Source organism: Histidinibacterium lentulum, from assembly GCF_003789055.1.
GTDB lineage: Bacteria > Pseudomonadota > Alphaproteobacteria > Rhodobacterales > Rhodobacteraceae > Oceanicola > Oceanicola lentulus.
Window position 1 is genome coordinate 1 of the sequence record NZ_ML119085.1, and the last position, 26,423, is coordinate 26,423.

Sequence of the window (26,423 nt, forward strand, 5' to 3'; positions counted from 1 at the left end):
ATGCCCCTGATGTCACCGCCTCGTCTGCACCGGCTCCCGCCGCCGCCCCGTCTGGCGCCCCAGCCGCGCCTCAGCGCCGCCGGTGAAGCGCTATCTACGGATACCAAACCAAACCCGCAAGAGGTTTCTTCCCCGAAAATGCACTTTTTGTAACAGGCTTCGTTTCTGCCAGATTTTCAAGGCGTTAGCGCAAGATCTGGGAGGCGCCGGGTTGGCCTCCGGCAACATTCTTAGCAGTCTGCGAACAGGGGCTGCCCTACATCTTGTGTTACCCACAGGGTTACCCCCAAGTTCCTCCCCTCAGCGGGCGGAGACCGGCGCGGCGCCCTGCAGAATCAACTCCCGAGTCGCCCGACGGAACCGGCGCCAACCGGTTCGCCAAGAAGGTGCCCGCCGTCAGGAAGCGCTGGGCCGCAGCACCGCGCGGGCGCGTTCCGGATCGAGGCGCAGAAGGAGCAGGCCGACGATCATCCCCGCGTAGACCAGCGGCTCGATCTCGAAGCCCTTCACGAGCCAGATGTAATGCAGCGCCCCGAGCAGCACCGCGGGATAGACGAGCCGGTGCAGCCGTCGCCAGCGCAGCGGCCCGAGCTTGCGGATGGCGAGATTGTTGGAGGTCAGGGCGAGCGGGATCAGCGCCAGGAGCCCGGCCATGCCGATGGTGATGTAGGGACGCTCCACGATGTCGGCCCAGACGCGGCCCAGGCTCTGCACGTCGAGAACCGCCCAGACCAGCACATGGGCCACGAGGAAATAGAAGGCCATCAGGCCGATCTGGCGGCGGAACTTCATCAGGCTGATCCCGGTGAAGCGGCGCAGGGGCGTGACGGCAAGGCCCGCGACCAGCAGTTGCAGGGCCAGCTCGCCGTAGCGATGCTCCAGCGTTTCCACGGGCTCGGGGCCGAGGCGGCCGACGATGCCCGAATAGAAGAGCCATGCCATCCAGCCGAAGCCGAGCGCATAGACCGGCCAGGCCGGCACGCGGCGCAGAGCGCCGTTGATGCCTGCCGCGACGCCCATCAATAGAAGACCGACAGGTCCATCCCTTCGTAGAGACCCGCCACCTCTTCCTCGTAGCCGTTGAACATCTCGGTGGGCCGCCGCTCAACCTGCAGGTTCCCCAGAAGGCCCCCGCCGCCCGAGCCTATGACCCGCTCGTCCGCCTGGCTCCAGCGCGGGTGATCCACGTTCGGATTCACGTTGGCATAAAAGCCGTACTCCCGCGGCTGTAGCGTATTCCAGCTGTTCGGCGGCTGCTCTTCGGTCAGGGTGATCCGCACGATCGACTTGATCGACTTGAAGCCGTATTTCCATGGCACCACCAGCCGGATCGGCGCGCCGTTCTGGTTCGGGATCGGCCGGTCGTAGATGCCCGTCGCCATGATCGTCAGCGGATGCATCGCCTCGTCGAGCCTCAGCCCCTCGACATAGGGAAACGGCATCACGCGGCGGCGGACGCCGACCATGTTCTCGGGCTGCACCGCGGTCTCGAAGGCGACGTAACGCGCGCCGTCCTGAACGCCCACGCGGTCGAGGATGTCCGCAAGCTCGATCCCGTTCCAAGGCACCACCATCGACCAGGCCTCGACGCAGCGCAGGCGGTAGATGCGTTCCTCGACCGTCAGCCCGCCGATCAGGTCCTGCAGCATGTAGTCGCCGGGATTGTCGACCAGCCCGTCAACGCGGATCGACCAGGGCTCCGTCACCATCTGGTGGGCATTGGCCGCCGGATCGCCCTTGCCGGTGCCGAACTCGTAGAAGTTGTTGTAGGTGGTGATGTCTTCCCAGCTGTTGGGTTCCAGCTCGGCGCGCGAGGCCTGCGCCGTCGCCCCCGACCCGACCGCGATGCCCGCTCCGGCGAGGCCGAGCCCGCCGAGGATCTGCCGCCGGTTCAGCCAGACGGCCTCGGGCGTCACGTCCGCACGGGTAAGCTTGTTCGTCCAGCGATGGGCCATAGCGCGCCTCCTCTGCATTGGTTGCCGCTGATCTATGGTGAATCTGACCGGTTTCACGGAAACAACTGTCACATTGCCGCGCAACGCGGGTATTCTTGCGACAGGAGCCGGGAGGCCCGGTCCGGTCAGGGCCGGTCCGCGCTGGGTCGGACGACCGGAAAACAGGCACCGGACATGACGCCCGCGTGACCAGTTCTGACATCTTCTTTACTGGAATTTCCGAGAGGTCGCGGCTTAGCGGGAAGGCTCAAGAGGTCAAGCGTCCCTTGCGAAAATGAGCCGGTGAACCGGATCGCTCTCCGGACGTAGTGAGGGCGATGCTGCCAGACGGCGGCATCCGAACGTAATGGGAGACTACACTATGCTTCGCACGACTTTCTTCGCCGCCACCGCGGCCACCGCCCTCAGCACCTCGGCCTTCGCCCAGGAGATGGACATTGTCGATACGGCCGTCGAAGCGGGCAGCTTCAGCACGCTCGTCACTGCCGTCGACGCCGCCGGTCTCGTGGAGACCCTGAAGGGCGAAGGCCCCTTCACCGTCTTCGCGCCGACCGACGACGCCTTCGCCGCCCTTCCCGAGGGAACTGTCGAAGGTCTGCTCGAAGACACCGACGCGCTGACCTCGGTCCTGACCTACCACGTCGTCGCCGGCTCGGTGATGTCGGGTGACCTGTCCGACGGCATGACCGCCGAGACCGTGAACGGCGCCGAGATCACCATCTCGATCGACGGCGACACCGTCATGGTGAACGACGCGACCGTCGTGACCGCCGACATCGAGGCCTCGAACGGCGTGATCCACGTGATCGACGGCGTGCTCCTCCCCCCCGCCGAGTGATCGACCCGCGTCTCCGGACGCAGGACGGGCCCCGCCGCCGGCGGGGCCATTTTCCGTTGTGTTGGGCCAGCGCCTTTGCCGTGTCCGCCCTTCTCCGCTCCGGGTTCCTTCATGAGGGACCGCGCGCCCCGCCACACGTTGCCGACCTTGCCTCCCCATGGCCTGCGGGCTAGTCAGGTCCGACCACGTCCGAGGAGGCTCCGCGTCCCGTGTCCGACGATCCGACCACGCTCGTTTCTACAGACTGGCTTGCCGACCGCCTCTCGAGTCCCGACCTCCGGATCGTCGACGGTTCCTGGTATCTGCCCGACATGGGCCGCGACCCCCGCGCCGAGTACGCCGCCGCCCACATTCCCGGCGCGCGCTTCGTCGATCTCGACGACGTCAGCGACCAGCGCTCCGAGTTGCCCCACATGGCCCCGCCGGTAGAAAAGTTCATGTCCCGCATGCGCCGCCTCGGCATCGGTGACGGTCACCAGGTCGTCGTCTACGACGGCGCCGGCATCTTCTCCGCGCCGCGCATCTGGTGGATGTTCCGCCTGATGGGCAAGGCAGACGTCGCCGTGCTCGACGGCGGCCTGCCGAAGTGGCAGACCGAGGGCCGCGAGGTGGAGGACCTGCCCCCGGTGATCCGCGATCGCCACATGACCGCGACCCGCCAGAACCACCTCGTCAAGGACGTCACGCAAGTGGCCGCCGCCGCCAAGCTCGGCGACTGGCAGATCGCCGATGCCCGCTCCCCCGCCCGCTTCCGCGGCGAGGAGGCGGAGCCGCGTCCCGGCCTGCGCGCGGGCCATATCCCCGGCTCGAGGAACGTCCATTACCGCAGCCTCCTCAACGAGAACGGTACGATGAAGGACGTCTCCGCCCTCCGCGCCGCCTTCGAGGCCCGGGGCATCGACCCGGACCGCCCCGTCATCACCACCTGCGGATCGGGCGTCACCGCCGCGATCCTCAGCCTCGCGCTCGCCCGTATCGGCGCCCGCGACCACGCGCTCTATGACGGCTCCTGGGCCGAGTGGGGCATGAGCGACCTTCCCATCGCCACCGGAGAGGCATGATGTTCGACCGCCTTCAGGACCAGCCCGCGGACAAGATCCTGGCCCTCATGCAGGCCTTCAAGGCCGACCCGCGCGAGGACAAGATCGACCTCGGCGTCGGCGTCTACCGCAACGCCGAGGGCGTGACCCCGGTCATGCGCGCTGTGAAGGAGGCCGAGCGTCGCCTGGTCGAAACGCAGGAGACCAAGGCCTACACCGGCCTCGCGGGCGATCCCGCCTTCGCGGACGCGATGATCGGCCTCATCCTTGGCGAGACCGTGGCGCGCGACCGCATCGCCGCCATCGCCACCCCCGGCGGCACCGGCGCCTGCCGTCAGGGCTTCGAACTGGCGCGGCTCGCGAACCCGGATGCCACCGTCTGGTGTTCCGACCCGACCTGGCCCAACCATCTCTCGATCCTGAAGTTCATGGGGATGCCTACCCGCACCTACCGCTATTTCGACGAGGCGACGGCGCTGGTGGATTTCGACGGCATGATCGCGGATCTCGAGGGCGTGGCCTCGGGCGACATCGTCCTGCTTCACGGCTGCTGCCACAATCCCACCGGCGCGAACCTGACGGACGAGCAGGTCGGCCGGGTGATCGCGATCCTCACCGAGCGCGGGGCGGTTCCGATGATCGACCTCGCCTACCAGGGCTTCGGCGACGGGCTCGAGGCCGATGCCGCCGCCACCCGCGCCATCGCCTCGGCCATGCCCGAATGCCTGATCGCGGCCTCCTGCTCCAAGAATTTCGGCGTCTACCGCGAGCGCACGGGCCTGCTCATGGCGATCTCCGCCGATGCGTCCGACACGCCCACCACCCAGGGCAACCTCAACTTCCTCAATCGCCAGACCTATTCCTTCCCGCCCGACCACGGTGCGCGGGTGGTGACGATGATCCTCACCGATCCCGACCTCCGCGCCGACTGGGAGGCCGAGCTCGAGGAGGTCCGCAGTTCCATGCTCGATCTCCGCGACCAGCTCGCCGGCGAACTGGCGCGACTCACCAATTCCGACCGCTATGCCTTCATCGCCCGTCACCGTGGCATGTTCTCCCGCCTCGGCCTCCCGTCGGAGGTCGTGGAGCGGATCCGTGCGGACCATGGCGTCTACATGGTGGGCGACAGCCGCATGAACATCGCGGGCCTCAACAGCGAGACCGTGCCGAAGCTGGCGCAGGCCATTGTCGCCGCCGAGAAGGCGTAGCGCCGGGCGGGGGTTGCAGGAGGGGCGCAGGGTCATACATTGCAATATGCAAATGTATAGAGACGAAAGAGACCCCATGTACCGCCGCCACTCCCCCTCCACCGGTCCCGGCTCTCCCGCCGTCACCGGCTTTCACGACCCAGCCTCCGGCTCGGTGCAATACGTCGCCTGGGACCCGGCCACGAAACAGGCGGCCCTGATCGACGTGGTGCTCGACTTCGATCCCGCCCATGCGCGGACCCGGACCGACAGCGCGCAGGAGATCCTCGACTACGTCGCCGAAAGGGGCCTGACCGTCGCCTGGGTCCTCGACACCCACCCCCATGCCGACCACCTGATGGCCTCCGCCTGGCTGAAGGAGCAGACCGGCGCCCCCAACGCCATCGGCGAGAAGGTGCGCGAGATCGCCGCCCTCTGGCGCGAGATCTACCACCTCGAGACGGAGCTGGACCCGGACCGCGACTTCGACCGCCTGTTCGCGGACGGCGAGACTTTCGCCCTGGGCGAGCTCGAGGTCCGCGTGATGCTCTCCCCGGGCCACACGCTGGGCTCGATCACCTATGTGGCGGGCGACGCCGCCTTCGTGCACGACACCTTCATGCATGTGGACGCCGGCACCACCCGCGCCGACTTCCCAGGCGGCTCCTCGGCGGTGCTCTACAAGTCCCTGACCGACATCCTCGCCCTGCCGGGCGACACCCGCCTCTTCGTGGGCCACGACTACCCGCCCGTGGGCGACCGCACGGACCCCGCTTGGGAGGCGACCGTGAACGAGCACCGGGCCCGCAACAAGCACATGGGCGGCGGCACCTCCGAGGCCGACTTCCGCCGGCTGCGCGACGACCGCGACGCCACGCTCCCCCTGCCAGACCGGATGCTCCATGCGCTCCAGGTCAACCTGCGCGGCGGCCGCCTGCCGGAACCCGAAGCCGACGGCCGCTCCTACTTCAAGATCCCCGCCAACCGCTTCTGAAGGAGATGCCCATGAAGACCGTCGAGACAGACGCAGGCCCCGTGGGCGTGCTGACCCCCGAGGAGGTCTATCACGGCCTCGAGGCCGGCGAGATCGCCCTGATCGACGTGCGCACGCCCCAGGAATACATGTTCGAGCACGTGCACGGCGCGATGCTCATGCCCATGGCCTTCTTCCGCCCCGCGACCCTGCCGGGCGGCAAGGGAAAGACGGTCGTGATCCACTGCGGCTCGGGCGCGCGATCCCTGAAGATGGCGCAGAAGGCGCTCTCGGAGGGCGTCTCCGGGATCGCCCACATGGAGGGCGGCATGGGCGCGTGGAAAGAGGCGAAGCTCCCCTACATCGGCACCGACATGGCCACCGGCGCGCCGAAACGGATGGGTTGACCCGCCCCCCTCATCTGGCCTGAAATACTCCCTTCGGAGCTCCGGGGCCGCGGGCACACCGCGGCCCTTTCTCGTGCCCCCTCGCGAGACTGCCCGTGAGGGCGGACGAGCGCTCGCGCAAAAAAACCCGGGCGCGAGCGCCCGGGTCCAGTTTGCCCGAAAAGACCGACAGGAAGGAGGATCAGCCTTTCGAGAACTCCGGGTAGGCCTCCATGCCCAGCTCGCCCATGTCGAGACCGTTGATCTCGGTCTCCTGATCGACGCGCAGGCCCATTATGCCCTTCAGGATCACCCAGACGATGGCCGAGGTGACGATCACGAAGAGACCGATCACGATGATGCCCATGAGCTGGCCGCCCAGGGTAGCCTCGCCATGGTAGCCGCCGGTCAGGACGACCGCGAGCGTGCCCCAGATGCCTGCGAAGAGGTGCACCGGGATGGCGCCCACCACGTCGTCGATCTTCAGCTTGTCGAGCAGCGGCACGGTGAACACCACGATCACGCCGCCCACGGCACCGATCAGCAGCGACGCGCCCAGCGTGGGGGCCAGCGGTTCGGCAGTGATCGACACGAGGCCGGCCAGCGCGCCGTTCAGCACCATGGTCAGGTCGGGCTTCTTGTACATGAGCTGCGTCAGGATCAGCGCCGTGATCGCGCCGCCCGCGGCCGCCGCGTTGGTGTTGGCGAAGACCCGGCCGATGTCGGCGACGTCACCGACGGTGCCCATGGCAAGCTGCGAGCCGCCGTTGAAGCCGAACCAGCCCATCCACAGAATGAACGTGCCCAGCGTGGCAAGCGCGAGGTTGGAGCCCGGGATCGGGTTGACCCGGCCGTCCTTGTACTTGCCCAGGCGCGGCCCGAGGATGATCGCCCCGGTGAGCGCCGCCCAGCCGCCGACCGAATGCACGATCGTGGAGCCGGCGAAGTCGGAGAACCCGTACTGCACCTCGAGGAAGCCCCCGCCCCAGTCCCAGGCGGCCTGGATCGGGTAGATGAACCCGGTCAGGACGACCACGAACAGAAGGAACGGCCAGAGCTTGATCCGCTCGGCGAGCGCGCCCGACACGATGGAGGCCGCGGTGGCCACGAACATCAGCTGGAAGAAGAAGTCGGTCGAGGTCGCGGCATAGCCATAGTCGTCCGCCGCATCGCGGCCGACGCCCACCGCCTCGAGCACCGCGACGCCGAAGAGCGCGGAAAAGTAGCCGCCCGACTCCTCGGTGCCGATCGCCCAGCTGCCCAGCGGGTACATCAGGTTGTAGCCCACGAGGTAGTACATGACCGCCGCGATGGAGAAGAGCGAGATGTTCTTCGTCAGCTGCATCGTGACGTTCTTCGAGCGCACGAGACCCGCCTCCAGCATGGCGAAGCCGGCCGCCATCCAGAACACGAGAATGCCGCCGATGAGGAACAGCAGCGAGTTGAAGATGAAGATGGTGTCGCTCGCAGCGTCGACGCCGGCGGTCGCGCCGTCCTCTTCCTCGGCAGGCGCTTCCTCGGCGAGCACCGCGTCCTCGGCCGGGGCCTCTTCGGCCGGCGCCTCCTCGGCGGGGGTTTCTTCCTCGACGACTTCCTCGGTCGTGGCGTCCTGGGCCCACGCGGCCTCCGGGGCCACCGTCACCAGGCCCACCAGCGCGATCATCAGCGCCGCCAGCCAGATCTTGATGTAGTCCATTGTCCCGTTTCTCCTGTTGGCGCGAGTATCAGAGCGCGTCGTCGTTGGTCTCGCCGGTCCGCACGCGCAGCGCGCTCTCGACATCCAGCACGAAGACCTTGCCGTCGCCGATCTTGTCGGTCTTGGCCGTGGACGCGATGGTCGAGACCACCTGATCCGCCATGGCGGCGGGCACCACGATCTCGAGCTTCACCTTGGGCACGAAGTTCACGGCGTATTCCGCGCCGCGGTAGATTTCCGTGTGCCCGGACTGAGAGCCGAAGCCCTTGATTTCCGTCACCATCATACCGCGTACGCCAATGGCGGTGAGCGCCTCGCGCACCTCCTCCAGCTTGAACGGCTTGATCGTCGCAATGATGAGTTTCACGATCTTCCCCTTGCGAGTGGTCCCCAGAACGGCACACCCCGGGGGGACGCCGCTGGGACGACAAGAGGGGACGAGGGCGGGGGCTGGACAAGCAGTCACCGCCCCTGCCACCGAACAGGACCGGACGCTTCTGCACATAAATTGCACAAATTGGGCTTCATGCCTATGATTTAGGCGCTCAGAAAAGCGTGGCATGACGACTCGTGCGCCTCTACATAGGGGCAACGACGGGCCGGAGGGCCCGACCGGCGTCGGTTGCGCAGGACCGGCGCCGAGGCGGACCAAGCGCCCGGACGAGGCGCGACGACAGAAACCCTGGCCCGGGGCCGGTCGGACGGCGCCGGGGGCAGGACAGGCAAGACGGGCAGACGGACACCTATGAGCGGAAACGGCAGGAAAAGCCCGCCCCTGGTGGCGGACAGACGCACAGCTTCGACCCCGCGCCGGACCGGCGGCAGCGGCGGCAGCGGCGGCAAGACCGCCCGCACGAAGGCCCCCGCCGCGCCACCCCGCAAGGCCAAAGCGGCGTCCGCCCCGGCAAGGCGTGGGCGCGGGGCGGGCGGCGGCCCGCGCCGTCCCCGCGGCCCCCTTGGCTGGATCGTCGCGATGGTGACCGGCCTCTTCCGCTGGGTGGTGCGCCTCGTTTGGGGCGTCAGCTGGCGGATGGGCCTTGCGGTCGGCGTCATCGTCGGCATCGCCGTGCTCTGGACCGCTTCCCGGCTGCCGCCCATCACCGACGTCGTCGACCAGCGCACCCGCGGCTCCGTAACCCTCCTCGACCGCGACGGCGAGGTCTTCGCCTGGCGCGGCGACCAGTTCGGCGGCATGGTCACCGCCGCGACCGTCTCCCGCGACCTGCACGACGCGGTGATCGCCACCGAGGACCGCCGCTTCTACCACCATCTCGGCATTTCCCCGCGCGGCGTGGCCTCGGCCGTGCGGATCAACCTGCGCGAGGGCCGCGGCCCCCTCGACGGGCACGGCGGCTCCACCATTACCCAGCAGACCGCCAAGCTTCTCTGCCTCGGCCGCCCCTTCGATCCCGCGCTATGGGACAACGAGACCGCCTACGAGGCCGACTGCCGCCGCACCACCCTCTGGCGCAAGGTCCAGGAAGCGGTCTTCGCCATGGCCATGGAGGTGCGCTATTCGAAAGAGGACATCCTCACGATCTACCTCAACCGCGCCTATCTCGGCGCGGGCTCCCGCGGCTTCGAGGCCGCCGCCCAGCGCTATTTCGGCAAGTCCGCGGCCCAGGTCGGCCCGGCGGAGGCGGCGATGCTCGCGGGTCTGCTGAAGGCGCCGAGCGCCTATGCGCCCACCTCGAACCTCGCCCGCGCCCAGGGCCGGGCCAGCCTGGTGATCGGCCTCATGGAGGACCAGGGCTACCTCACCGCCGCCGAGGCCGCCGAGGCCCGCGCAGCCCCCGCGCGCCTCTCGCGCGCCGCCGAGGCCCGCGCCGGGGGCTACTTCGCCGACTGGGTGATGGATTCGGGCCCCGAATTCTACACCCGCAACACCACCGAGGACGTGGTCATCCGCACCACGCTCGATCCCGCGATCCAGTCCGCGGCCGAAGAGGCGCTGACCCGGGTCTTCTCGGAAAGCGTCCGCGAAGGCTCGGAGGCACAGGCCGCGATCGTCGTCATGTCGGCCGACGGCGCCGTGCGCGGCATGGTCGGCGGCCGCGACCTGCAGGCTGCGGGCGCGTTCAACCGCGCGACCCAGGCGCTGCGGCAGACCGGTTCCGCCTTCAAGCCGTTCATCTATGCCACCGCCGTCGAGATGGGCTTTTCCCCCCTCGACACCATCCAGGACGCGCCCTTCTGCATGAACGTGACCGGATCGGGCCAGTGGTGTCCCTCGAACTACTCGGAGAACTACCGGGGCAACGTCACCCTGACCGAGGCGCTGACGCACTCACTCAACATCCCGGCGGTGAAACTGTCGGAGGCCGTGGGCCGCGACCTCGTGGCCCAGGTGGCGACCCAGTTCGGCATCGAGAGCGACATAGCCCAGGGGCCTGCCGTGGCCCTCGGCGTCTCCGAATCGACCCTGCTCGAGATGACCGGCGCCTATGCCGGCATTCTCAACGGTGGCTCCGCGGTGCTGCCCTACGGTCTCGTGGAACTTCAGGTGATGGGCGAGAGCGAGCCGGTCATGGCCGCCACCGGCGGCATCCGCGAGCGGGTGATCCGCGAGGAGAGTGCGCTCGCGACCACCTGGATGATGTGGAACGTGGTGGAGAGCGGCACCGGCCAGAAGGCGCGGATCCCCGGCTGGGAGGTGGCGGGCAAGACCGGCACCACCCAGGCCGCGCGGGATGCCTGGTTCATCGGCTATACCGCCGATTACGTGGTGGGCGTCTGGATGGGCTACGACGACAACACGCCGCTCACCGGCGTGACCGGCGGCGGTCTGCCGGCCGAGATCTGGCACGAGACGATGATCCGCATCACCGACGGCATGACGCCCACGCCCCTGCCGATGCTGCCGCCCCGCGGCACGGGCTCCCGGCTGGAGGCCCAGAGCCGGGCCGCCGAGGAGGCGGGGCAGGTGGTCGAGCAGGCCCTGCGCGACGCGCTGATCGACATCATGGGCCAGCAGTAGCCACGGGCCTCCGCAGCGGTGCAAAGGGCCGTCCACCTCCGTTCTCTGGCAAAAGGTATCCGGGGGAGCACGAAGGGCGGCGCTCCGCGCTCCCACGCCGGACCCGGCGCAGGAGGCCAGGGTCCGCAGCCGCCGCGGGACGGCGGGCGGGGCGATCCGGCCCCCGGGGCCGGGAGCGACGTCCCGCCGTCAGCGCAAGTCCGCGATCAGCCCCTCGATGTCCCCGCCGCGGCGGGCCAGCATGGCGCGGATCTCGGTCGATTCCTGATCGAGCATGTTGATCCCCTCGATCACCATGTCCTCGAACAGCAGCCGCCCCGAGCGGTCGGAGATCTTGAAATCCACCCGGAACGGATCCTCGCCGCGCAGATAGGCGATGGACCGCACGTCGACGAAATCGCCGTAGGGGCGGCCGACGTCCTCCACCACGATCTGCCCGCCGATGAACTCGCGGAACCGGCTGCCGTATTTCCACGCGATGTAGACCCGGAAGGCGCTCACGTAGCGCTGGAGCTGATCCTGCGTCGGCCGGGTTGGTGTCCGGCCGAGGGCCGTCACTGCGATCCGCGGCACGTCGGCATAGCGGTCGAAGATGCCGGCGAAGGCCTGATACATCTGTTCTTCCGATCCGCCGCGGGCGATCACCGCGTTGATCTCACCCACCAGCCGGTTCACGAGCGCCGCGGCCTGATCGCGGTCAACGGCCATGGCGGGCGCAGGCAGAAGGCCCGCCGCAGTTACGGCAGCGGCGCCGCAAAGCAGCGCGCGTCGGGTTGGGCGCGTGACTGTCATCTGTAGAAATCCTCCAGCAGATCATCGACATAGGCTTCGGACTCGGCATCGCCCTGCACGACGGGCGGCGGTGGTTCGCCCAGCTCGAACCGGCGGTTCTGCAAGTAGGCGAGCCGCGCCTGGGCATAGCTGTCTGCGCTGTCGTAGAGCAGCGAGTCGACGGTGTCGCTGAACATGCCACGTTCCACCACGACCTCCCCCACGCGCGCCGGCAGGCTCCAGCGGCGCTGTGGCCGGGTGCCGAGATACTCGAGCGGGTCGAGCAGGACGTCGACCACCTCGCCGGCCGCATCCCTCTCGGTCGAGGGGCCCAGCAGAGGCAGTTCGACGTAGGCGCCCTCGGGCACGCCCCAGACCGCAAGTGTCTGGCCGAAATCGGTGGACCGCTCCTGGTAGCCCATGGGCCCGGCCCAGTCGATGAACCCGCCGAAGCCCAGCGTCGTGTTGATCAGGAACCGCACCGCATTGACCGCGGCGGCCTCGCCGTCGCCCTGGAGTGTGGCATTGAGCACCATGCCGGGCAGACTCGCATTGTCGGAGAAGTTGACGATCCACTGGAAGGACGCGGGATCGGCGGCCCTGACCACCTGGGCGGCCGGACGCGCCACCGCCCTGTCGAGACCGGTGTTGAAGGCATGGACCTGGCGGTTCACCGGCTCGTAGGGATCGTGGATGCCGCCCCCCGGAGGTGCCACGGAGCAGGCCACCGTTCCGGACAGGATCGCGGCGACGCCGAGGGCGCGCAGGACTCGGGGGATAATCGCCATGATCGGGACCCTGCCTTTCGTCGGTGGGGGTACGCCAAGGCGCGGGGGCAAGGCAACACTCGGGCGTTCACAGTTGCCACAGCCTGTGCGAAACACAAGACCTCGGTACCCGCGACGGGTTATGATGCCGTTACGACACGGCGACGGAGAGGATCCAGCGCAGATGAGCATCGCCCGAACCGAGGCCGCGGCCCGCGGCCGCGCCGAACTGATCGAGGCCCGCAAGGAAAGCAGGGCGCTCTACTGGTTCGTCGGCATCTTCAGCTTCTTCGTGAACATGCTCATGCTCACGGGCCCGCTCTACATGCTCAACGTCTACGACCGGGTGCTGGGCTCCCGCTCGTTCGAGACGCTTGTGGCGCTGAGCGTGCTCGTGGCCTTTCTCTACGGGATGATGGGCATTCTCGACTACACGCGCAGCCGGATCATGGGCCGGGTGGGCGCGCGGTTCCAGTCGCGGCTCGACCGGCGGGTGTTCAGCGCGGTGCTGCGCGCGCAGGCCTCGGCGAGGGTGCCGAAACAGGCCGGCACGGGCCTGCGCGACCTTGAGTCGGTGCAGCGCCTGATCACCTCACCCGCGCTGATGGCCGTCTTCGACCTGCCGTGGGCCCCGGTCTTCATCCTCGGGATCTTCATCTTCCATCCGTGGATGGGCTATCTCGCGCTCGCGGGCGGCGCGGTGCTGATCGCGGTGGCGCTCGCCAACCAGTTCTTCAGCCGCCGCCCCATGGAGGACGCCAACGGCGCCACGCTTCAGGCGGAACTCATGGGCAACCAGATCCGCACCGAGGCGGAGATGGTCCATGCGCTCGGCATGCGCAACGCCGCATTCACCCGCTGGAAGACGCTGCGGGACCGCTCGCTCGAGGCCACGATCTCAGCCTCCGACGTGACCGGCACCTTCAGCACCACCACCAAGACCTTCCGCCTGTTCCTGCAATCGGCGATGCTCGGCCTCGGCGCCTATCTCGTTCTGCTGGGCGAACTGACCCCCGGCGCGATGATCGCGGGCTCGATCCTGCTCGGGCGGGCGCTGGCGCCGGTCGAGATGCTGATCAACCAGTGGGCGGCCTTCCAGCGCGCCCGCGAAGGCTGGGACAGCCTCTCGGTCCTGCTGGGAGAGATCCCCGAGGAGATGCCGCGCACGCCGTTGCCCACGCCCCGTGCGATCCTCGAGGCCCAGCAGGTCACCGTCCTGCCCCCCGGCGAGAGCCAGGCCGTGCTGCGGATGATCTCCTTCCGGGTCGAGCCGGGTCAGGCGGTCGGCGTGATCGGCACCTCTGGCGCCGGCAAGACGACCCTCGCGCGGGCCGTCACCGGTCTCTGGCATCCCGCCGGCGGCAAGATCCGCCTCGACGGCGCGGCGCTCGACCAGTACGATCCCGACGTCCTCGGCCAGTTGATCGGCTACCTGCCCCAGCGGGTGCAGCTCTTCGACGGCACCATCGCCGAGAACATCGCGCGGATGGCCGCCGAGCCCGACCCCGCCGCCGTCGTGAAGGCTGCAAAGACCGCCGCCGCCCACGACATGATCCTCAGGATGCCCGACGGTTACGACACCCGCATCACCGCCTCGGGCGGCCGCCTCTCCGGCGGGCAGATCCAGCGCATCGGCCTCGCCCGCGCGCTCTACGGCGATCCCGTGGTGCTGGTGCTCGACGAGCCGAACTCCAACCTCGACAACGACGGCAGCCTCGCCCTGAACGAGGCGATCCGCGCCCTGAAGTCCGAAGGGCGGAGCGTCATGATCATGGCCCACCGCCCGGCGGCGATCCAGGAATGCGACCTGCTGCTGGTGATCGAGAACGGCGCCCGCCGCGCCTTCGGCCCCAAGGACGAGGTCCTGCGCGAGATCGTGCAGAACCATGACGTCATCCAGAAAGCGCAGACCCCGGCAGGAGTGACATGACCCAATCCGAAAAGACCCGCTGGTCCGCCCGCCGACCGATGATCGTCGGGATCCTGGCGCTCGTGATCCTCGTGGGCGGCTTCGGCGGCTGGGCCGTCGCAGCACGCATCTCCGGCGCGGTGATTGCCACCGGCCAGATCGAGGTCGACCAGAACCGCCAGGTGATCCAGCACCCCGACGGCGGCGTGGTCTCGTCCATCCTGGTGGACGAAGGCGCCCAGGTCGACGCGGGGGATCTGTTGATCCGCCTCGATCCCGACGACCTGCAGTCGGAACTCACCGTCGTCGAGGGCCAGCTCTTCGAGCTGATGGCCCGCAGAGGCCGCATGGAGGCCGAACGGGACGGCGCGGGCGAGATCACCTTCGACCCCGAGTTGATCGCCAACGCGTCCGAAGACATCGCCTCGGTGATGGAGGAGGAGGCCCGCCTCTTCGAGATCCGCCGCACCAATGCCGACGCGGAAAAGGAGCAGCTCGCCAAGCGCGGCGAACAGATCGCCGACCAGATCGAGGGGATCGAAGCGCAACAGCGCTCCGTCGAGCGCCAGATCGAGCTGATCGAGGAAGAGCTGACCGACAAGCGCAGCCTGCTCCAGAACGGCCTGATCCAGGCCAGCACCGTGCTCGCGCTCGAGCGCGAGGCCGCGAACCTTCTGGGCCGGGCCGGAGAGCTCGCCGCCTCCAAGGCGCAGGCCGAGGGCCGGATCACCGAGCTCGACCTCGAGATCCTCGCCATCGACGAGACCCGCCGCGAGGAGGCCCTGACCCGCCTGCGCGACCTTCAGTACAACGAGAGCGAACTGGGAGAGCGCCGCCGCGCCCTCCTGCGGCAGCTCGACCGGCTGGACATCCGGGCGCCTGTCGCGGGGGTAATCTACGGCAAGACCGTCTTCGCCCCGCGCTCGGTCATCCGGCCCGCCGATCCGGTGATGTACATCGTCCCCCAGGACCGCCCGCTGGTCATCGCCACCCAGGTGCAGGTGACGGACATCGACCTCGTCTATGTCGGCCAGGAGGTGGCGCTGCGTCTCTCCGCCCTCGACATGCGGACCACGCCCGAAGTCTTCGGCCAGGTCATCACCCGCTCCGCCGATGCCTTTCAGGACGAGACGACGGGCCTCAGCTACTACCGCGTCGAGGTGGTGCTGAACGAGGGCGAGATCGACCGCCTGCCCGAGGGCACCGTGCTGATCCCCGGCATGCCGGTGGAGGCCTACATGCGTACCGGCGACCGGTCCCCGATCAACTACCTCGTGAAACCGCTGACCGACTATTTCGCAAGGGTCTTCCGGGAGGTCTGATCCGGGCTGCCCCCTTGTGACCCGCACCGCCGCCGCCTAACGTCCGGCCGACGCAACCTCCGGGAACCCATTCCATGACCGACGACGCCATCGAGGCGCGGCTCCGCGACCTCGGCCATACCCTGCCAGAGGCCACGGCCCCCCTCGCCAGCTACGTGCCCTATGTGCTCGCAGGCGACCTGCTGCACGTCTCCGGACAGATCGCCATGGCGGACGGAAAGGTCATCACCGGCCGTCTCGGCGAGACCATCGGCGTCGAGGAGGCGGCCCGCGCCGCCGAACACTGCGCGCTCATGCTCCTTGCGCAGGTCCGCGCCGCCACCGGCTCGCTCGCCCGCATCGACAGGGTGGTGAAGCTGACCGGCTTCGTCGCCTCCGCGTCCGATTTCTTCGACCAGCCCAAGGTGGTCAACGGCGGCTCCAACCTCATGGTCGCGGCGCTCGGCCCCGAGGTGGGCAGCCATGCGCGCTCGTCCGTGGGCGTCGCTGCCCTGCCCCTCGGCGCGGCGGTGGAGATCGAGGGCATCTTCCGCATCGCATGAGTCCGCTCCCCCCGGCGTTCCTCGCGCGGCCCATCGCCCATCGCGCGCTCCACGACAGGGGCGCCGGCCGGCCCGAGAACGGCCTCTCGGCGGTCCGCGCCGCCATCGCCGGGGGTTACGGCATCGAGATCGACCTTCAGCCCTCCGGCGACGGCGTGCCGATGGTGTTCCACGACGCGACCCTCGATCGCCTGACCGCCGAGCGCGGCCCCATCGCCGACCGTCCCGCCGCCGAGCTTTCGCGCCTGTCCCTCCTCGGCTCCGACGACACGATCCCCACGCTCGCCCGGGTTCTGGAGGAGGTGGCGGGCCGCGTCCCCCTCCTGATCGAGGTAAAGGATCAGGACGGCGCCCTGGGGCCCGACGTGGGCGCTCTCGAAGAGGCCACCGCCGCCGCCCTCCGCGGCTACGAGGGCCCCGTCGCGCTCATGTCCTTCAACCCCGAAAGCGTCGCCGCCCTCGCCGTTGCCGCGCCGGACATCCCCCGGGGCCTGACCACTTGCGCCTTCGATCCAGCGGACTGGCCCGGCGTCCCCCCGGGGCGGCTCGCCATTCTACGCGACATGACCGACACGCTGCGAACCGGCGCGTCGTTCATCAGCCACGATCACCGCGATCTCGCCCGCGCCCGCGTCTCCGACCTGGCGGGCAACGGTCTTGCCATCCTCTGCTGGACGGTCCGCTCCCCTGAGGAGGAAACCGCCGCCCGCCGCCACGCCCATACCATCACCTTCGAGGGCTACACGCCCCAGGGCGGGGGAGCCGCCCTTGACCGCCCGCCCCCTCGCGCCAACTCCTGAATCATGGACGGCTCCGCCATCGAGATCACGGCCCACGCGTCCCTCTCCGGGATCGACCCCTCCGACTGGGACGCCTGCGCCGCGCCCGAATGCGCAGATGGCGGTCCCCCCCAAGACCCGTTCACGACCCACCGCTTCCTCAAGGCGCTGGAAGACAGCGGCAGCGTCGGCCGGGGCACCGGTTGGCAGCCTCGCTACCTGACTGCCCACCGTGACGGCACGCTCATCGCCTGCGCGCCGCTCTACGCCAAGGGCCACAGCCAAGGCGAGTACATCTTCGACCACAACTGGGCCCATGCCTATGAGAACGCGGGCGGCCGCTACTATCCGAAGCTCCAGATCGCCGTACCATTCACCCCTGCCACCGGCCGGCGCTTCCTGACCCGCCCGGGGCAGGAGGTCGAGGGCATGGCCGCCCTCGTCCAGGGCTCCGTCCAGATCGCCGCCGACAACGAACTCTCCTCGCTCCACGCCACCTTCTGCACCGAAGCGGAGGCCATGGCCGGCGAGGAGATGGGCCTTCTCAGGCGGACTACCCAGCAATATCACTGGGAAAACCGCGGATATGCCGATTTCGACGCCTTCCTTGCCGACCTTTCCAGCCGCAAGCGCAAGACCATCCGCAAGGAGCGCGAGCGCGCCCGCGCCTTCGGTGGCGAAATCGTGAACCTGACGGGCGACGCGCTAGAGCCGAGCCACTGGGAGTACTTCTGGCGCTTCTACCAGGACACGGGGTCGCGCAAATGGGGCATGCCCTACCTCACCCGCGCCTTCTTCGAGATCGCGCAGGAGACGCTGCGCCACGACATCCTGCTCTGCCTCGCCCTCGACGGCGGCACGCCGATCGCCGGCGCGCTCAACTTCATCGGCCGGCGCAGGCTCTACGGCCGCTACTGGGGCTGCTCGCGCCACGTCGACTGCCTCCATTTCGAGCTGTGTTACTATCAGGCCATCGATTGGGCCATCGCCCGTGGCCTCGAGACTGTCGAGGCCGGCGCGCAGGGCGAGCACAAGCTCGCCCGCGGCTACCTGCCCACCCCGATCCATTCCCTGCACTGGATCGGCGATCCGGGATTCCGTGATGCCGTCGCCCGCTATCTCGTGGCCGAACGCCGCTCGGTCGACGAGGAGATCGAGGTGCTCACCGGCTACGGACCATTTCGCAAGGCGCAAGTGGAGGAACAGCAATGAGCGAACCGATGAAGGACGTGGACCGCGAGGGCCTGCTCGCCAGCGGGTGGAGCCTGTCGGATGACGGCACGGCTCTGTCGAGAACGTTTACCTTCGCGGATTTCGTCGAGGCCTGGGGCTTCATGTCCCGCGCCGCGATCTGGGCGGAAAAGCTGAACCACCACCCGGAATGGTCCAATGTCTACAAGACCGTAGAGGTGCGGCTGACGACCCACGACACCGGCGGCCTCTCGGATCTCGACGCGAAACTCGGCCGAAGGATGGACGCGCTCGCCGCGGACTGACCCGCCGCGCCGCGGTCCGGCGGTGGCCTCCCGCAACGGAATGCCCTAGAAAACGGCGTTCAGGCGCATGACAGTCGGGGGACAGCCGCATGGACGACATACTCGCAACGCGGATCTGGGAGGGCGTAACCCTCGGCGACCTCCTGACGCTGGATTTTCTGGCCTCCCTTCTCGGCAGCGTCCTCGCCGCGCTGCTGATCCTCTTCGTGGGTTTCCGGCTCGCGGCATGGGCCAAGGGCCGCGTGACCCGCCTCGCCTCCCGCAATCCGACCCTCGACCCGGCGCTGATGGGCTTTCTCGGCGACATCCTGCGCTACACGGTCATCGCCTTCACCTTCATCTTCGTGCTGAACACCTTCGGCGTGCGGACGACCTCAATCGTCGCACTGATCGGTGCCGCCGGCCTCGCCATCGGCCTGGCCCTTCAGGGCACCCTCTCGAACATCGCAGCGGGCGTGATGCTGATCTTCTTCCGCCCCATCAAGATCGGCGATTTCGTGGTGGTCAATGGAATCATGGGTACGGTGAAGTCGATTTCCCTCAACTTCACCGAGCTCGCCACGCTCCAGAACGTGCAGACGATCATTCCCAATTCCGAGGTCTGGGGCCACACGATCACGAACTATTCGAGCTACGACCAGCGCCGCGTGGAATGGACCTTCGGGGTGGGCTACGGTGCCAATCTCGCCGAGGCCGAGCGCGTGATCCGCGACACGATCATGGCCGATCCCCGCGCCCTGGCGAAGCCCGAGCCCTGGCTTCAGGTCGCCACTCTCAACGACAGTTCCGTCGATTTCCTCGTCCGCGTGTGGTGCGCCAATGCCGATGCGTGGGGCTTTCAGACCGACATGACCCGCCGTGTGAAGGAAGCCCTCGACGCCGCCGGCGTGCCGATCCCCTTTCCCACCCGCACGATCGTTCACGACCGGACCGACGCGCCCCTCCGCGCCGCGGAGTAGATCACTCTACCCCGGGACAGCAAAGACCTTCCACACGAATCGGCCGCGTCCGTGGCCCTCCGAGGCAGCTGTTCAGGTTCAAGGTCGGTCGGCGGCCGGGCCCCTGCGATGCAACAGGCTCTCACGCTCGAGCGTCCGGGTCTCGCATGCCTGCCAGAGGATCCTAGTTTCGAATGAGACAAGGGTGCGCGCCATGGGCGCCGACGCTTCACAAAATTCTGACAAAATAAATTACATCAAAGGTTTGATGTGCTGTCCACGCGTGAACGCCCCCGCTCAGCGGAACGCCGCGCACGGATCGCCCCGCGCCACCGGCGCGGCGATGACCACCTCGTCGTAGGGCGCATCCTGCTCCGCGGCCCCCTCGAACTGACCCAACGCGAACACCTCCACGTCCGGCCGCGCCCCCCTGATCGACGCCGGCACGCCCCAATCTGTCCGAGCATGGCCGTTTCCCGTGATCACCACCACCGGCCCGCCGGTCTCCTCGAAGGCCTTGAGCGCCACATGGGCGAACCCCGCGTCCCTGACACGTTGCGCCTCGACCATGCCGGGCAGCATCTCGTCGGGGAGCGCCCCGCAATGCACCCGCCCCTGCAGCGCGATCCGCTCGGCCCGCTCCTCGTCCGAGACCGGTGGCAGCAGGCCCGGCCGCCCCACCACGGCCTCGGCACCGCTCTCCATCGCAGAGGAGAGCAGCTCCCTCGGCACGGCAGCGCCGTAGATGACCGCCTCCGGCGCGGAGGCGAAGACGGGATGATACATGGCGAAGTCGGGCCAACCCGAACCGTTCCAGCCCAGCGCCTCTTCCAGCGCCTGCCGGTCCAGCGGATCGATCCCCTCCGCGGCCGCGGCCTGCTCCGGCGTCAGCATCTCGAACACCAAGGCCGCAGGCTCGATCACCGCCACGCGCCGCGCCTGTTCCAGGTGATGCTCCGGGTTGTCATGCAGCTCGCCCAGGACGTAAATGTCCTGCGCCGCGGCAGGCAGCGCCCAAAGACAGAGGAGCGCCGCGCGGATCACCCGAGGAAGTTATGAACTTCCCGCGACTGGGTCTCGAGCACCTTGCGCATCTTTCCGAAGGCCGCCGCCTCGAGCTGCCGCACCCGCTCCTTCGACAGGCCAAGCTCGTCGCCAAGGCTTTCGAGAGTTCGCGGATCGTCTCGCAGCTTCCGCTCCCGCACGATGAACCGCTCGCGCTCATTGAGCGTGCTGAGAGCGCTCAACAGCCACTGCCTGAGCGTTTCCGTGTCGTGGCTGTTCTCCACCGTCTCGGCCGCTTGCGGACCGTCATCCTCAAGCGCCTCGATCCACTCGCGGCCCTCGTCGTCGACCGACTGCGTGGCGTTGAGCGAATAGTCCGAGCCCGACAGGCGCCCTTCCATCATCTCGACATCATGGAGCGGCACGCCCACTTCCTTCGCGATCATCTCGCGCATCTTCTGCTTGTCGATCGACTCCCCGGTCGCGGCGGCCTCCCGCTCCAGTCGCGCCTGCACGCGGCGCATGTTGAAGAAGAGCGACTTCTGCGACGAGGTGGAGCCGGTGCGCACCATGGACCAGTTGCGCATGACGTAGTCCTGGATCGAGGCCTTGATCCACCACACTGCATAGGTCGAGAACCGCACGCCGCGATCGGGGTCGAACTTGTCCGCAGCCTTCATGAGGCCGAGGCTCGCTTCCTGAATGAGGTCGTTCATCGGGGCGCCGTAGCGCTTGAATTTCGCAGCCATGGAGATGGCGAGGCGCATATAGGCGGTGATCAGTCGATGGAGCGCCTGTTCGTCGCGCTGGTCGCGCCAGGCGTAGGCCAGTTTCAGTTCGGTCTCCGCATCCAGAAGTTCCGCCTGCATCGCGCGGCGGGACAGGCGCTGATCGGCTATCGCGTCAAGTGCCATCGACTTACCCCCGAGAAAATGGTTTGGCCTCTCGCCAACTTCTGAAATGTCTACGCGGCCGGAACGCCCCCGGATCACACATGGTTGCACAGAAACCCTTGCAAAAACTCACGTTGGTTCTAGGAGGCGCGGCTTCCGGCAAGTCCGCCTTCGCCGAGGCGCTGGTCACCGGCACCGGGCGGCGGCGCGTCTATCTTGCCACCGCCCAGGCCTTCGACGCTGAAATGGCGGACAAAATCGAGGCCCACCGGACAGCACGCGGCACGGGCTGGCACACCGTCGAGGCGCCGCAGGACATTGCCGCCCCCCTTTCCCGAGTTTCCCCGCAGGACATCGTTCTGCTCGATTGCGCGACGCTCTGGCTGTCGAACAGGCTGCTGGTGGATGCCGACCTCTCCGCCTCCCCCGCCAAGATGCTCGCCGCGCTGGCGGCATGTCCGGCCCCCGTCGTGGTAGTCTCGAACGAGGTCGGACAGGGAATCGTGCCGGAACACGCCATGGGCCGCACCTTCCGTAACGCACAGGGCCGTCTCAACCAGGCTCTCGCCACAGAGGCCGGCCTCGTCGTGCAGGTCATCGCGGGCCTGCCTCTGGTGCTGAAGGGCGCGCTTCCGTGACCCGCTGGTTCTGGGTCCGCCACGGCCCCACCCACCAGACCACCATGACCGGCCACCGCGACGTGGCCGCGGATCTGACCGACCTCGCCGCGCTGGCCGGGCTGGACGCCGCCCTGCCCGCCGAGGCGCTGGTGATCTCCTCCGATCTCCTGAGGGCCCGCTCAACCGCCGATGCCCTCGCAGGAGCCCGGAACCGCCTGCCCCACGAACCGCAGTTCCGCGAGTTCGATTTCGGCGCGTGGGACGGCCTCCACCATGCTGCCGTCACCGAACGCGACCCCGATCTCTCCGCCCGCTTCTGGGAGGAGCCCGGAGCGCTTCGTGCTCCCGGCGGTGAGAGCTGGAACGACGTGGCGGCCCGCGTGACCGCCGCTGCGGACAGGCTCACGTCCGCGCACCCGGGTGCCGCGATCGTCGCGGTGGCCCACCTTGGCCCGATCCTGACCCAGTTGCACCGCGCCCGGGGCGGCCGCGTCTACGACATCCTCGCCCAGCGGATCGAGCCCCTCTCCCTCACCGAACTGGTCATCGAGGATGGACGGGTCACGGAACTCTCCGCGAACCGCATACCATAGAACACGGGTCCGGCGGCTGAGGCCGTCAGAGGCTCAGCGCTTCGAGCCTCAACCGCGCGATCCGCTCCACCTGTCGGCAGGCAGTCGCGAATTCGACGTCCGTCCCATTCGCGATCCGCGCCTCGAAGGCCGCGAGGATGCCCGCCTTGTCGTGATCCCGCACCGCGATGATGAAGGGGAACCCGTGCTTCGCCACATAGGCGTCGTTCAGGTCCGTGAACCGCGTCCGTTCCTGATCCGTCAGCGCGTCGAGCCCCGCGCTCGCCTGCTCCGCCGTGCTCTCCGCGGTCAGCCGTTTCGCGGCAGCGAGCTTGCCCGCGAGATCCGGATGCGCGCGGAGAACACCGAGGCGCTCCTCGTGTGTTGCCGTCCGGAAAACCCGCGCCAGCGCGTTGGCCAGCCCGGCCGCATGGTCATGCGCAGGCCCCAGTTCCAGCGCCCAGGCGCGCTCGGCGATCCAGGGCGAATGTTCGTAGATGCCGCCGAAGGCCGCCACGAATGAGTCCCGATCCATGCTCGACGGCCGGTCCCGCGTCACCGGCGGATGGACCTCGGCCCAATGCCGCGCGATGTCGATGCGCCGGGCGAGCCAGACGTCCTCATGGGCCGCGACATGATCGAGGAACCGGATCAGCCCCGCGATCTTCCCGGGCCGCCCCACCAGGCGGCAATGCAGCCCCACGGACATCATGGCAGGCCGCCCCGCGCGGCCCTCGGCCAGCAGGACGTCGAAGGCATCGCACAGATACTGCCCGAAGTCCTGCCCCGTCACCCAGCCCGGCGACGTGGCGAAGCGCATGTCGTTCGCCTCGAGCGTGTAGGGCACGATCAGCTGGTCCCGCCCCCCGATCTGCATCCAGTGCGGCAGGTCGTCGTCATAGGCGTCGGCGACATAGGCGAAACGCCCCGTCTCGGCGGCGAGCCGGACCGAGTTGATCGACGACCGGCCCGTGTACCAGCCCAGCGGTGGCTCGCCGGTGACTTCCTCGTGCAGCCGGATCGCCTCGGCGATGGCCGCGCGTTCCTCCTCCTCGGGCATGTCCCTGTGCTCGACCCACTTCAGGCCGTGGGAGGCGATCTCCCACCCGGCCCCCTGCATCGCCTCGACCTGACCCGGCGACCGCGCAAGCGCGCTCGCCACGGCGTAGACCGTCACGGGAACCCCGCGCCCCGACAACAAGCGGTGCAGGCGCCAGAACCCCGCCCTCGCTCCGTAGTCGTAGAGGGATTCCATGTTCCAGTGCCGCTGCCCGTGCCATGGCTGGGCGCCCGGAATGTCAGACAGGAAAGCTTCCGAGGCCGCATCACCGTGCAGCACGCAGTTCTCGCCGCCCTCCTCGTAGTTCATGACGATCTGAACGGCGATCTTCGCGCCATCGGGCCAGCGCGGATCGGGCGGGTTGGGGCCGTGGCCCCAGGTGTCGCGGGGATATCTGTCCATGCCCGTTTCATGCGTCCTGGGCGGCGTGCAGGCAAGCGCGGGGGTTGCAATTCGGCTCGCCGCCCTGCCGAATGGCGGAAGAACGCGACTGAAAGAGGCGGCATGTCCGGATACCTCACGACCCATGTCCTGGACACGGCCCGCGGTCGTCCCGCGGCTGGCCTCCCGATAGAGTTGTTCCGCATCGACGGCGGCCCGGAGAAGATCGCCGAGAAGGTCACCAATGCGGACGGACGGACCGACGGACCGATCCTGCCCGAAATTGCCTTCGAGACGGGCGAGTACGAACTGGTGTTCCACGCCGGTGCCTATCTCACCGCGACCGGCCAGCCGACCGGGTTTCTCTCCATCATCCCGATCCGTTTTTCCATGTCCGAGCGCGCCCACTATCATGTGCCGCTCCTGCTCTCGCCGTTCGGGTATTCCACCTACCGCGGCAGCTGAGCCCAGCCGTTGCCTGAATCCCGGGCACTAGCGCACTGCGAGCGGCTCGTGCCGTTAGCGCTCGCAACCCCGGCGTTTCACCCGCTCCCTCCCGGTGCTAAGCGTCGCCAGACCCGAATCGGACCAGCAAAGAGGCACCGCCCATGGCAACCCGCGAATGGTGGCGCGACGCCGTCATCTACCAGATCTACCCCCGCAGCTTTCAGGACGACAACGGCGACGGCGTCGGCGATCTGCAGGGCATCGCCCGCCGCCTGCCCCATGTGGCGGAGCTTGGTGCGGACGCGATCTGGCTGAGCCCGATCTTCACGTCTCCCATGGCTGACATGGGTTACGACGTGTCGAACTACACGGACATCGACCCGCTGTTCGGCACGCTCGCCGATTTCGACGAGCTGATCGCGACGGCCCATGACCTCGGGCTGAAGGTCATCGTCGACCAGGTGCTGTCCCATTCCTCTTCGGCGCATCCCTTCTTCGAGGAAAGCCGCGCGTCCCGCACCGGCCCCAAGGCCGACTGGTATGTCTGGGCCGACCCGAAGCCCGACGGGAGCCCGCCCAACAACTGGGCCAGCGTCTTCGGCGGATCGGCCTGGGAATGGGAGCCGCGCCGCCGGCAGTATTACCTGCACAACTTCCTGACCTCGCAGCCCGATTTCAACTTCCACAATCCCGAGGTCCAGGACTGGCTGCTGAGCACGATGGAGTTCTGGCTCGAGCGGGGGCTCGACGGGTTCCGCCTCGACACGGTGAACTATTATTTCCACAACGCCGAGTTCCCCGACAATCCGCCCGGCGACTTCCCGCGCGACGACCTCGCGAAGACGCCGCGAGAGACATATCCGTGGCAGCGTCACCTGCACGACAAGAACCAGCCCGAGAACCTCGCCTTCCTCGAGCGGATGCGCAGCCTTTGCGACCGCTACGATGACATCATGATGGTGGGCGAGGTCGGCGAGGACGGCGACCGATCCATCGAGGTGATGGCGGAATATACCCGCGGCACCGACCGGCTGCACATGGCCTACAGCTTCGCCATGCTCAGCCCCGAATTCACCGCCGACCACTTCCGTCGCTGCATCGCCGGCTTCCTGAAGGGCGCGCCGGACGGCTGGCCGAAATGGTCCTTCTCCAACCACGATGTCGTGCGTCACGTCACCCGCTGGAAGGAGCACGCCCGCGACCAGGACACGCTGGCGAAACAGGCCGTGGCGATGCTCATGTCCTTTCCGGGCACCATCGGCATCTACCAGGGCGAGGAGCTGGGCCAGACCGATACCGAGCTCGTCTATTCCGAACTGACCGATCCGCCCGCCCTGCGCTTCTGGCCAGAGGTCAAGGGCCGGGACGGATGCCGCACGCCCATGGTCTGGGAGGCCCATGCCCCGAGCGCGGGCTTCTCTGCCGGCACGCCCTGGCTGCCGGTCAAGGCGCCTCAGGCCGACCGCGCGGTGGACCGTCAGGCGGCCCAGAACGACAGCGTGCTCGCGGCCTACAAGGCCGCCATCGCCTATCGCAAGCATTCGGCCGCCCTGACACGGGGCACGACCGACTTTCTGGACCTGCCTGAACCCTTTCTCGCCTTCCGGCGCGCGGACGGGCACGGCGCCCTCACCTGCGTGTTCAACCTCTCGCCCGAGCACCACAGCCTGGCCTTGGGCGGCCCGGCACGGCTCGACGGCCCGCACCATGCCTCGCTCGACGCAGGCACGCTGTCGCTGCCGCCGAACGGCTATGCCTACCTCGCGCACGAGGGCGTCCTGACGCTGAAGGCCTGAGGCCCGGCCGCGGGCGGCGTGACAGCCGCCGCCCGCGCGCCTAGTCTGCCCGTCATGACCCGGTCCCCGACCA

26 protein-coding genes are annotated in these 26,423 nt (G+C 68.3%); 17 read left to right on the forward strand and 9 right to left on the reverse strand.

Annotated elements, in window-relative coordinates:
• Window positions 1-396 precede the first annotated feature (396 nt).
• Complete coding sequence (msrQ, locus tag EAT49_RS10765) at window positions 397-1,020, reverse strand: protein-methionine-sulfoxide reductase heme-binding subunit MsrQ (protein WP_123642335.1); 624 nt, start codon at window positions 1,018-1,020, stop codon at window positions 397-399.
• On the reverse strand, window positions 1,020-1,955 hold the full coding sequence (gene msrP, locus EAT49_RS10770) for a protein-methionine-sulfoxide reductase catalytic subunit MsrP (protein ID WP_123642336.1): 936 nt from the start codon (window positions 1,953-1,955) through the stop codon (window positions 1,020-1,022). Before msrP ends, msrQ begins: the two co-directional genes overlap by 1 nt.
• Before the next feature lie 361 nt (window positions 1,956-2,316).
• Here msrP and EAT49_RS10775 point away from each other — a divergent pair, with 361 nt between their 5' ends.
• From EAT49_RS10775 to EAT49_RS10795, 5 genes are all read left to right on the forward strand, one after another.
• Entirely contained in the window at window positions 2,317-2,793 is a 477-nt protein-coding gene (locus tag EAT49_RS10775; protein ID WP_123642337.1) for a fasciclin domain-containing protein, read from the forward strand.
• 209 nt (window positions 2,794-3,002) lie between these two features.
• Complete coding sequence (gene sseA / locus EAT49_RS10780; protein WP_123642338.1) at window positions 3,003-3,854, forward strand: 3-mercaptopyruvate sulfurtransferase; 852 nt, start codon at window positions 3,003-3,005, stop codon at window positions 3,852-3,854.
• Window positions 3,854-5,041, forward strand: a complete 1,188-nt coding sequence (locus EAT49_RS10785) for an amino acid aminotransferase (protein ID WP_123642339.1) — start codon at window positions 3,854-3,856, stop codon at window positions 5,039-5,041. The genes sseA and EAT49_RS10785 overlap by 1 nt, the downstream gene beginning before the upstream one ends.
• Before the next feature lie 76 nt (window positions 5,042-5,117).
• Entirely contained in the window at window positions 5,118-6,014 is an 897-nt protein-coding gene (locus tag EAT49_RS10790; protein WP_123642340.1) for an MBL fold metallo-hydrolase, read from the forward strand.
• Window positions 6,015-6,025: 11 nt separating this feature from the next.
• A complete protein-coding gene (locus tag EAT49_RS10795; protein ID WP_123642341.1) occupies window positions 6,026-6,400 on the forward strand; it encodes a rhodanese-like domain-containing protein in 375 nt (124 codons plus the stop codon).
• Window positions 6,401-6,581: 181 nt separating this feature from the next.
• On the opposite strand, the gene amt is transcribed toward EAT49_RS10795, so the two are convergent.
• Complete coding sequence (gene amt, locus EAT49_RS10800; RefSeq protein ID WP_123642342.1) at window positions 6,582-8,075, reverse strand: ammonium transporter; 1,494 nt, start codon at window positions 8,073-8,075, stop codon at window positions 6,582-6,584.
• Window positions 8,076-8,103: 28 nt separating this feature from the next.
• The gene (locus tag EAT49_RS10805) at window positions 8,104-8,442 is read right to left on the reverse strand and encodes a P-II family nitrogen regulator (protein WP_123642343.1); all 339 of its coding nucleotides are present in this window, start codon (window positions 8,440-8,442) and stop codon (window positions 8,104-8,106) included.
• Window positions 8,443-8,820: 378 nt separating this feature from the next.
• Between EAT49_RS10805 and EAT49_RS10810 the strand changes: the two genes are divergently transcribed.
• On the forward strand, window positions 8,821-11,052 hold the full coding sequence (locus EAT49_RS10810) for a transglycosylase domain-containing protein (protein WP_123642344.1): 2,232 nt from the start codon (window positions 8,821-8,823) through the stop codon (window positions 11,050-11,052).
• A 189-nt stretch (window positions 11,053-11,241) separates the two neighbouring features.
• Here the strand turns inward: EAT49_RS10810 and EAT49_RS10815 are convergent, their stop codons facing one another.
• Together EAT49_RS10815 and EAT49_RS10820 are read right to left on the reverse strand one after the other, a co-directional pair.
• Complete coding sequence (locus EAT49_RS10815; protein ID WP_246003827.1) at window positions 11,242-11,760, reverse strand: MlaC/ttg2D family ABC transporter substrate-binding protein; 519 nt, start codon at window positions 11,758-11,760, stop codon at window positions 11,242-11,244.
• Between the two features lie 80 nt (window positions 11,761-11,840).
• Entirely contained in the window at window positions 11,841-12,611 is a 771-nt protein-coding gene (locus EAT49_RS10820; protein ID WP_123642346.1) for an MlaA family lipoprotein, read from the reverse strand.
• Between the two features lie 163 nt (window positions 12,612-12,774).
• Between EAT49_RS10820 and EAT49_RS10825 the strand changes: the two genes are divergently transcribed.
• The 7 genes from EAT49_RS10825 (at window position 12,775) to EAT49_RS10855 (ending at window position 19,597) form a co-directional block, all read left to right on the forward strand.
• Window positions 12,775-14,520 carry a type I secretion system permease/ATPase gene (locus EAT49_RS10825; protein ID WP_123642347.1) on the forward strand — a complete coding sequence of 582 codons (1,746 nt, stop codon included), beginning with the start codon at window positions 12,775-12,777 and terminating at the stop codon, window positions 14,518-14,520.
• Window positions 14,517-15,821, forward strand: a complete 1,305-nt coding sequence (locus EAT49_RS10830) for an HlyD family type I secretion periplasmic adaptor subunit (RefSeq protein ID WP_123642348.1) — start codon at window positions 14,517-14,519, stop codon at window positions 15,819-15,821. Before EAT49_RS10825 ends, EAT49_RS10830 begins: the two co-directional genes overlap by 4 nt.
• A gap of 74 nt (window positions 15,822-15,895) precedes the next feature.
• Window positions 15,896-16,363 (forward strand): RidA family protein, encoded by a 468-nt coding sequence (locus EAT49_RS10835; protein ID WP_123642349.1) that lies wholly within the window; start codon window positions 15,896-15,898, stop codon window positions 16,361-16,363.
• Entirely contained in the window at window positions 16,360-17,163 is an 804-nt protein-coding gene (locus EAT49_RS10840; protein WP_123642350.1) for a glycerophosphodiester phosphodiesterase family protein, read from the forward strand. Before EAT49_RS10835 ends, EAT49_RS10840 begins: the two co-directional genes overlap by 4 nt.
• A 3-nt stretch (window positions 17,164-17,166) precedes the next feature.
• Entirely contained in the window at window positions 17,167-18,354 is a 1,188-nt protein-coding gene (locus tag EAT49_RS10845; RefSeq protein ID WP_123642351.1) for a GNAT family N-acetyltransferase, read from the forward strand.
• Window positions 18,351-18,638 carry a 4a-hydroxytetrahydrobiopterin dehydratase gene (locus tag EAT49_RS10850; RefSeq protein WP_123642352.1) on the forward strand — a complete coding sequence of 96 codons (288 nt, stop codon included), beginning with the start codon at window positions 18,351-18,353 and terminating at the stop codon, window positions 18,636-18,638. The genes EAT49_RS10845 and EAT49_RS10850 overlap by 4 nt, the downstream gene beginning before the upstream one ends.
• An 89-nt stretch (window positions 18,639-18,727) precedes the next feature.
• Entirely contained in the window at window positions 18,728-19,597 is an 870-nt protein-coding gene (locus EAT49_RS10855) for a mechanosensitive ion channel family protein (RefSeq protein WP_123642353.1), read from the forward strand.
• A 276-nt stretch (window positions 19,598-19,873) separates the two neighbouring features.
• On the opposite strand, the gene EAT49_RS10860 is transcribed toward EAT49_RS10855, so the two are convergent.
• Together EAT49_RS10860 and EAT49_RS10865 are read right to left on the reverse strand one after the other, a co-directional pair.
• Window positions 19,874-20,620, reverse strand: coding sequence for a ChaN family lipoprotein (locus EAT49_RS10860; protein ID WP_123642354.1), 747 nt, complete (start codon window positions 20,618-20,620; stop codon window positions 19,874-19,876).
• Complete coding sequence (locus EAT49_RS10865; RefSeq protein ID WP_123642355.1) at window positions 20,617-21,495, reverse strand: RNA polymerase factor sigma-32; 879 nt, start codon at window positions 21,493-21,495, stop codon at window positions 20,617-20,619. The genes EAT49_RS10860 and EAT49_RS10865 overlap by 4 nt, the downstream gene beginning before the upstream one ends.
• Before the next feature lie 80 nt (window positions 21,496-21,575).
• Between EAT49_RS10865 and cobU the strand changes: the two genes are divergently transcribed.
• Window positions 21,576-22,112 carry a bifunctional adenosylcobinamide kinase/adenosylcobinamide-phosphate guanylyltransferase gene (cobU, locus tag EAT49_RS10870; protein WP_123642356.1) on the forward strand — a complete coding sequence of 179 codons (537 nt, stop codon included), beginning with the start codon at window positions 21,576-21,578 and terminating at the stop codon, window positions 22,110-22,112.
• On the forward strand, window positions 22,109-22,687 hold the full coding sequence (locus EAT49_RS10875; RefSeq protein ID WP_123642357.1) for a histidine phosphatase family protein: 579 nt from the start codon (window positions 22,109-22,111) through the stop codon (window positions 22,685-22,687). The genes cobU and EAT49_RS10875 overlap by 4 nt, the downstream gene beginning before the upstream one ends.
• A gap of 25 nt (window positions 22,688-22,712) precedes the next feature.
• On the opposite strand, the gene puuE is transcribed toward EAT49_RS10875, so the two are convergent.
• Window positions 22,713-24,128, reverse strand: coding sequence for an allantoinase PuuE (gene puuE, locus EAT49_RS10880; protein ID WP_123642358.1), 1,416 nt, complete (start codon window positions 24,126-24,128; stop codon window positions 22,713-22,715).
• 102 nt (window positions 24,129-24,230) lie between these two features.
• On the opposite strand from puuE, the gene uraH reads away from it, so the two are divergent.
• A complete protein-coding gene (gene uraH, locus EAT49_RS10885; RefSeq protein WP_123642359.1) occupies window positions 24,231-24,572 on the forward strand; it encodes a hydroxyisourate hydrolase in 342 nt (113 codons plus the stop codon).
• Between the two features lie 143 nt (window positions 24,573-24,715).
• On the forward strand, window positions 24,716-26,350 hold the full coding sequence (locus EAT49_RS10890) for an alpha-amylase family glycosyl hydrolase (protein WP_123642360.1): 1,635 nt from the start codon (window positions 24,716-24,718) through the stop codon (window positions 26,348-26,350).
• Window positions 26,351-26,423 lie beyond the last annotated feature (73 nt).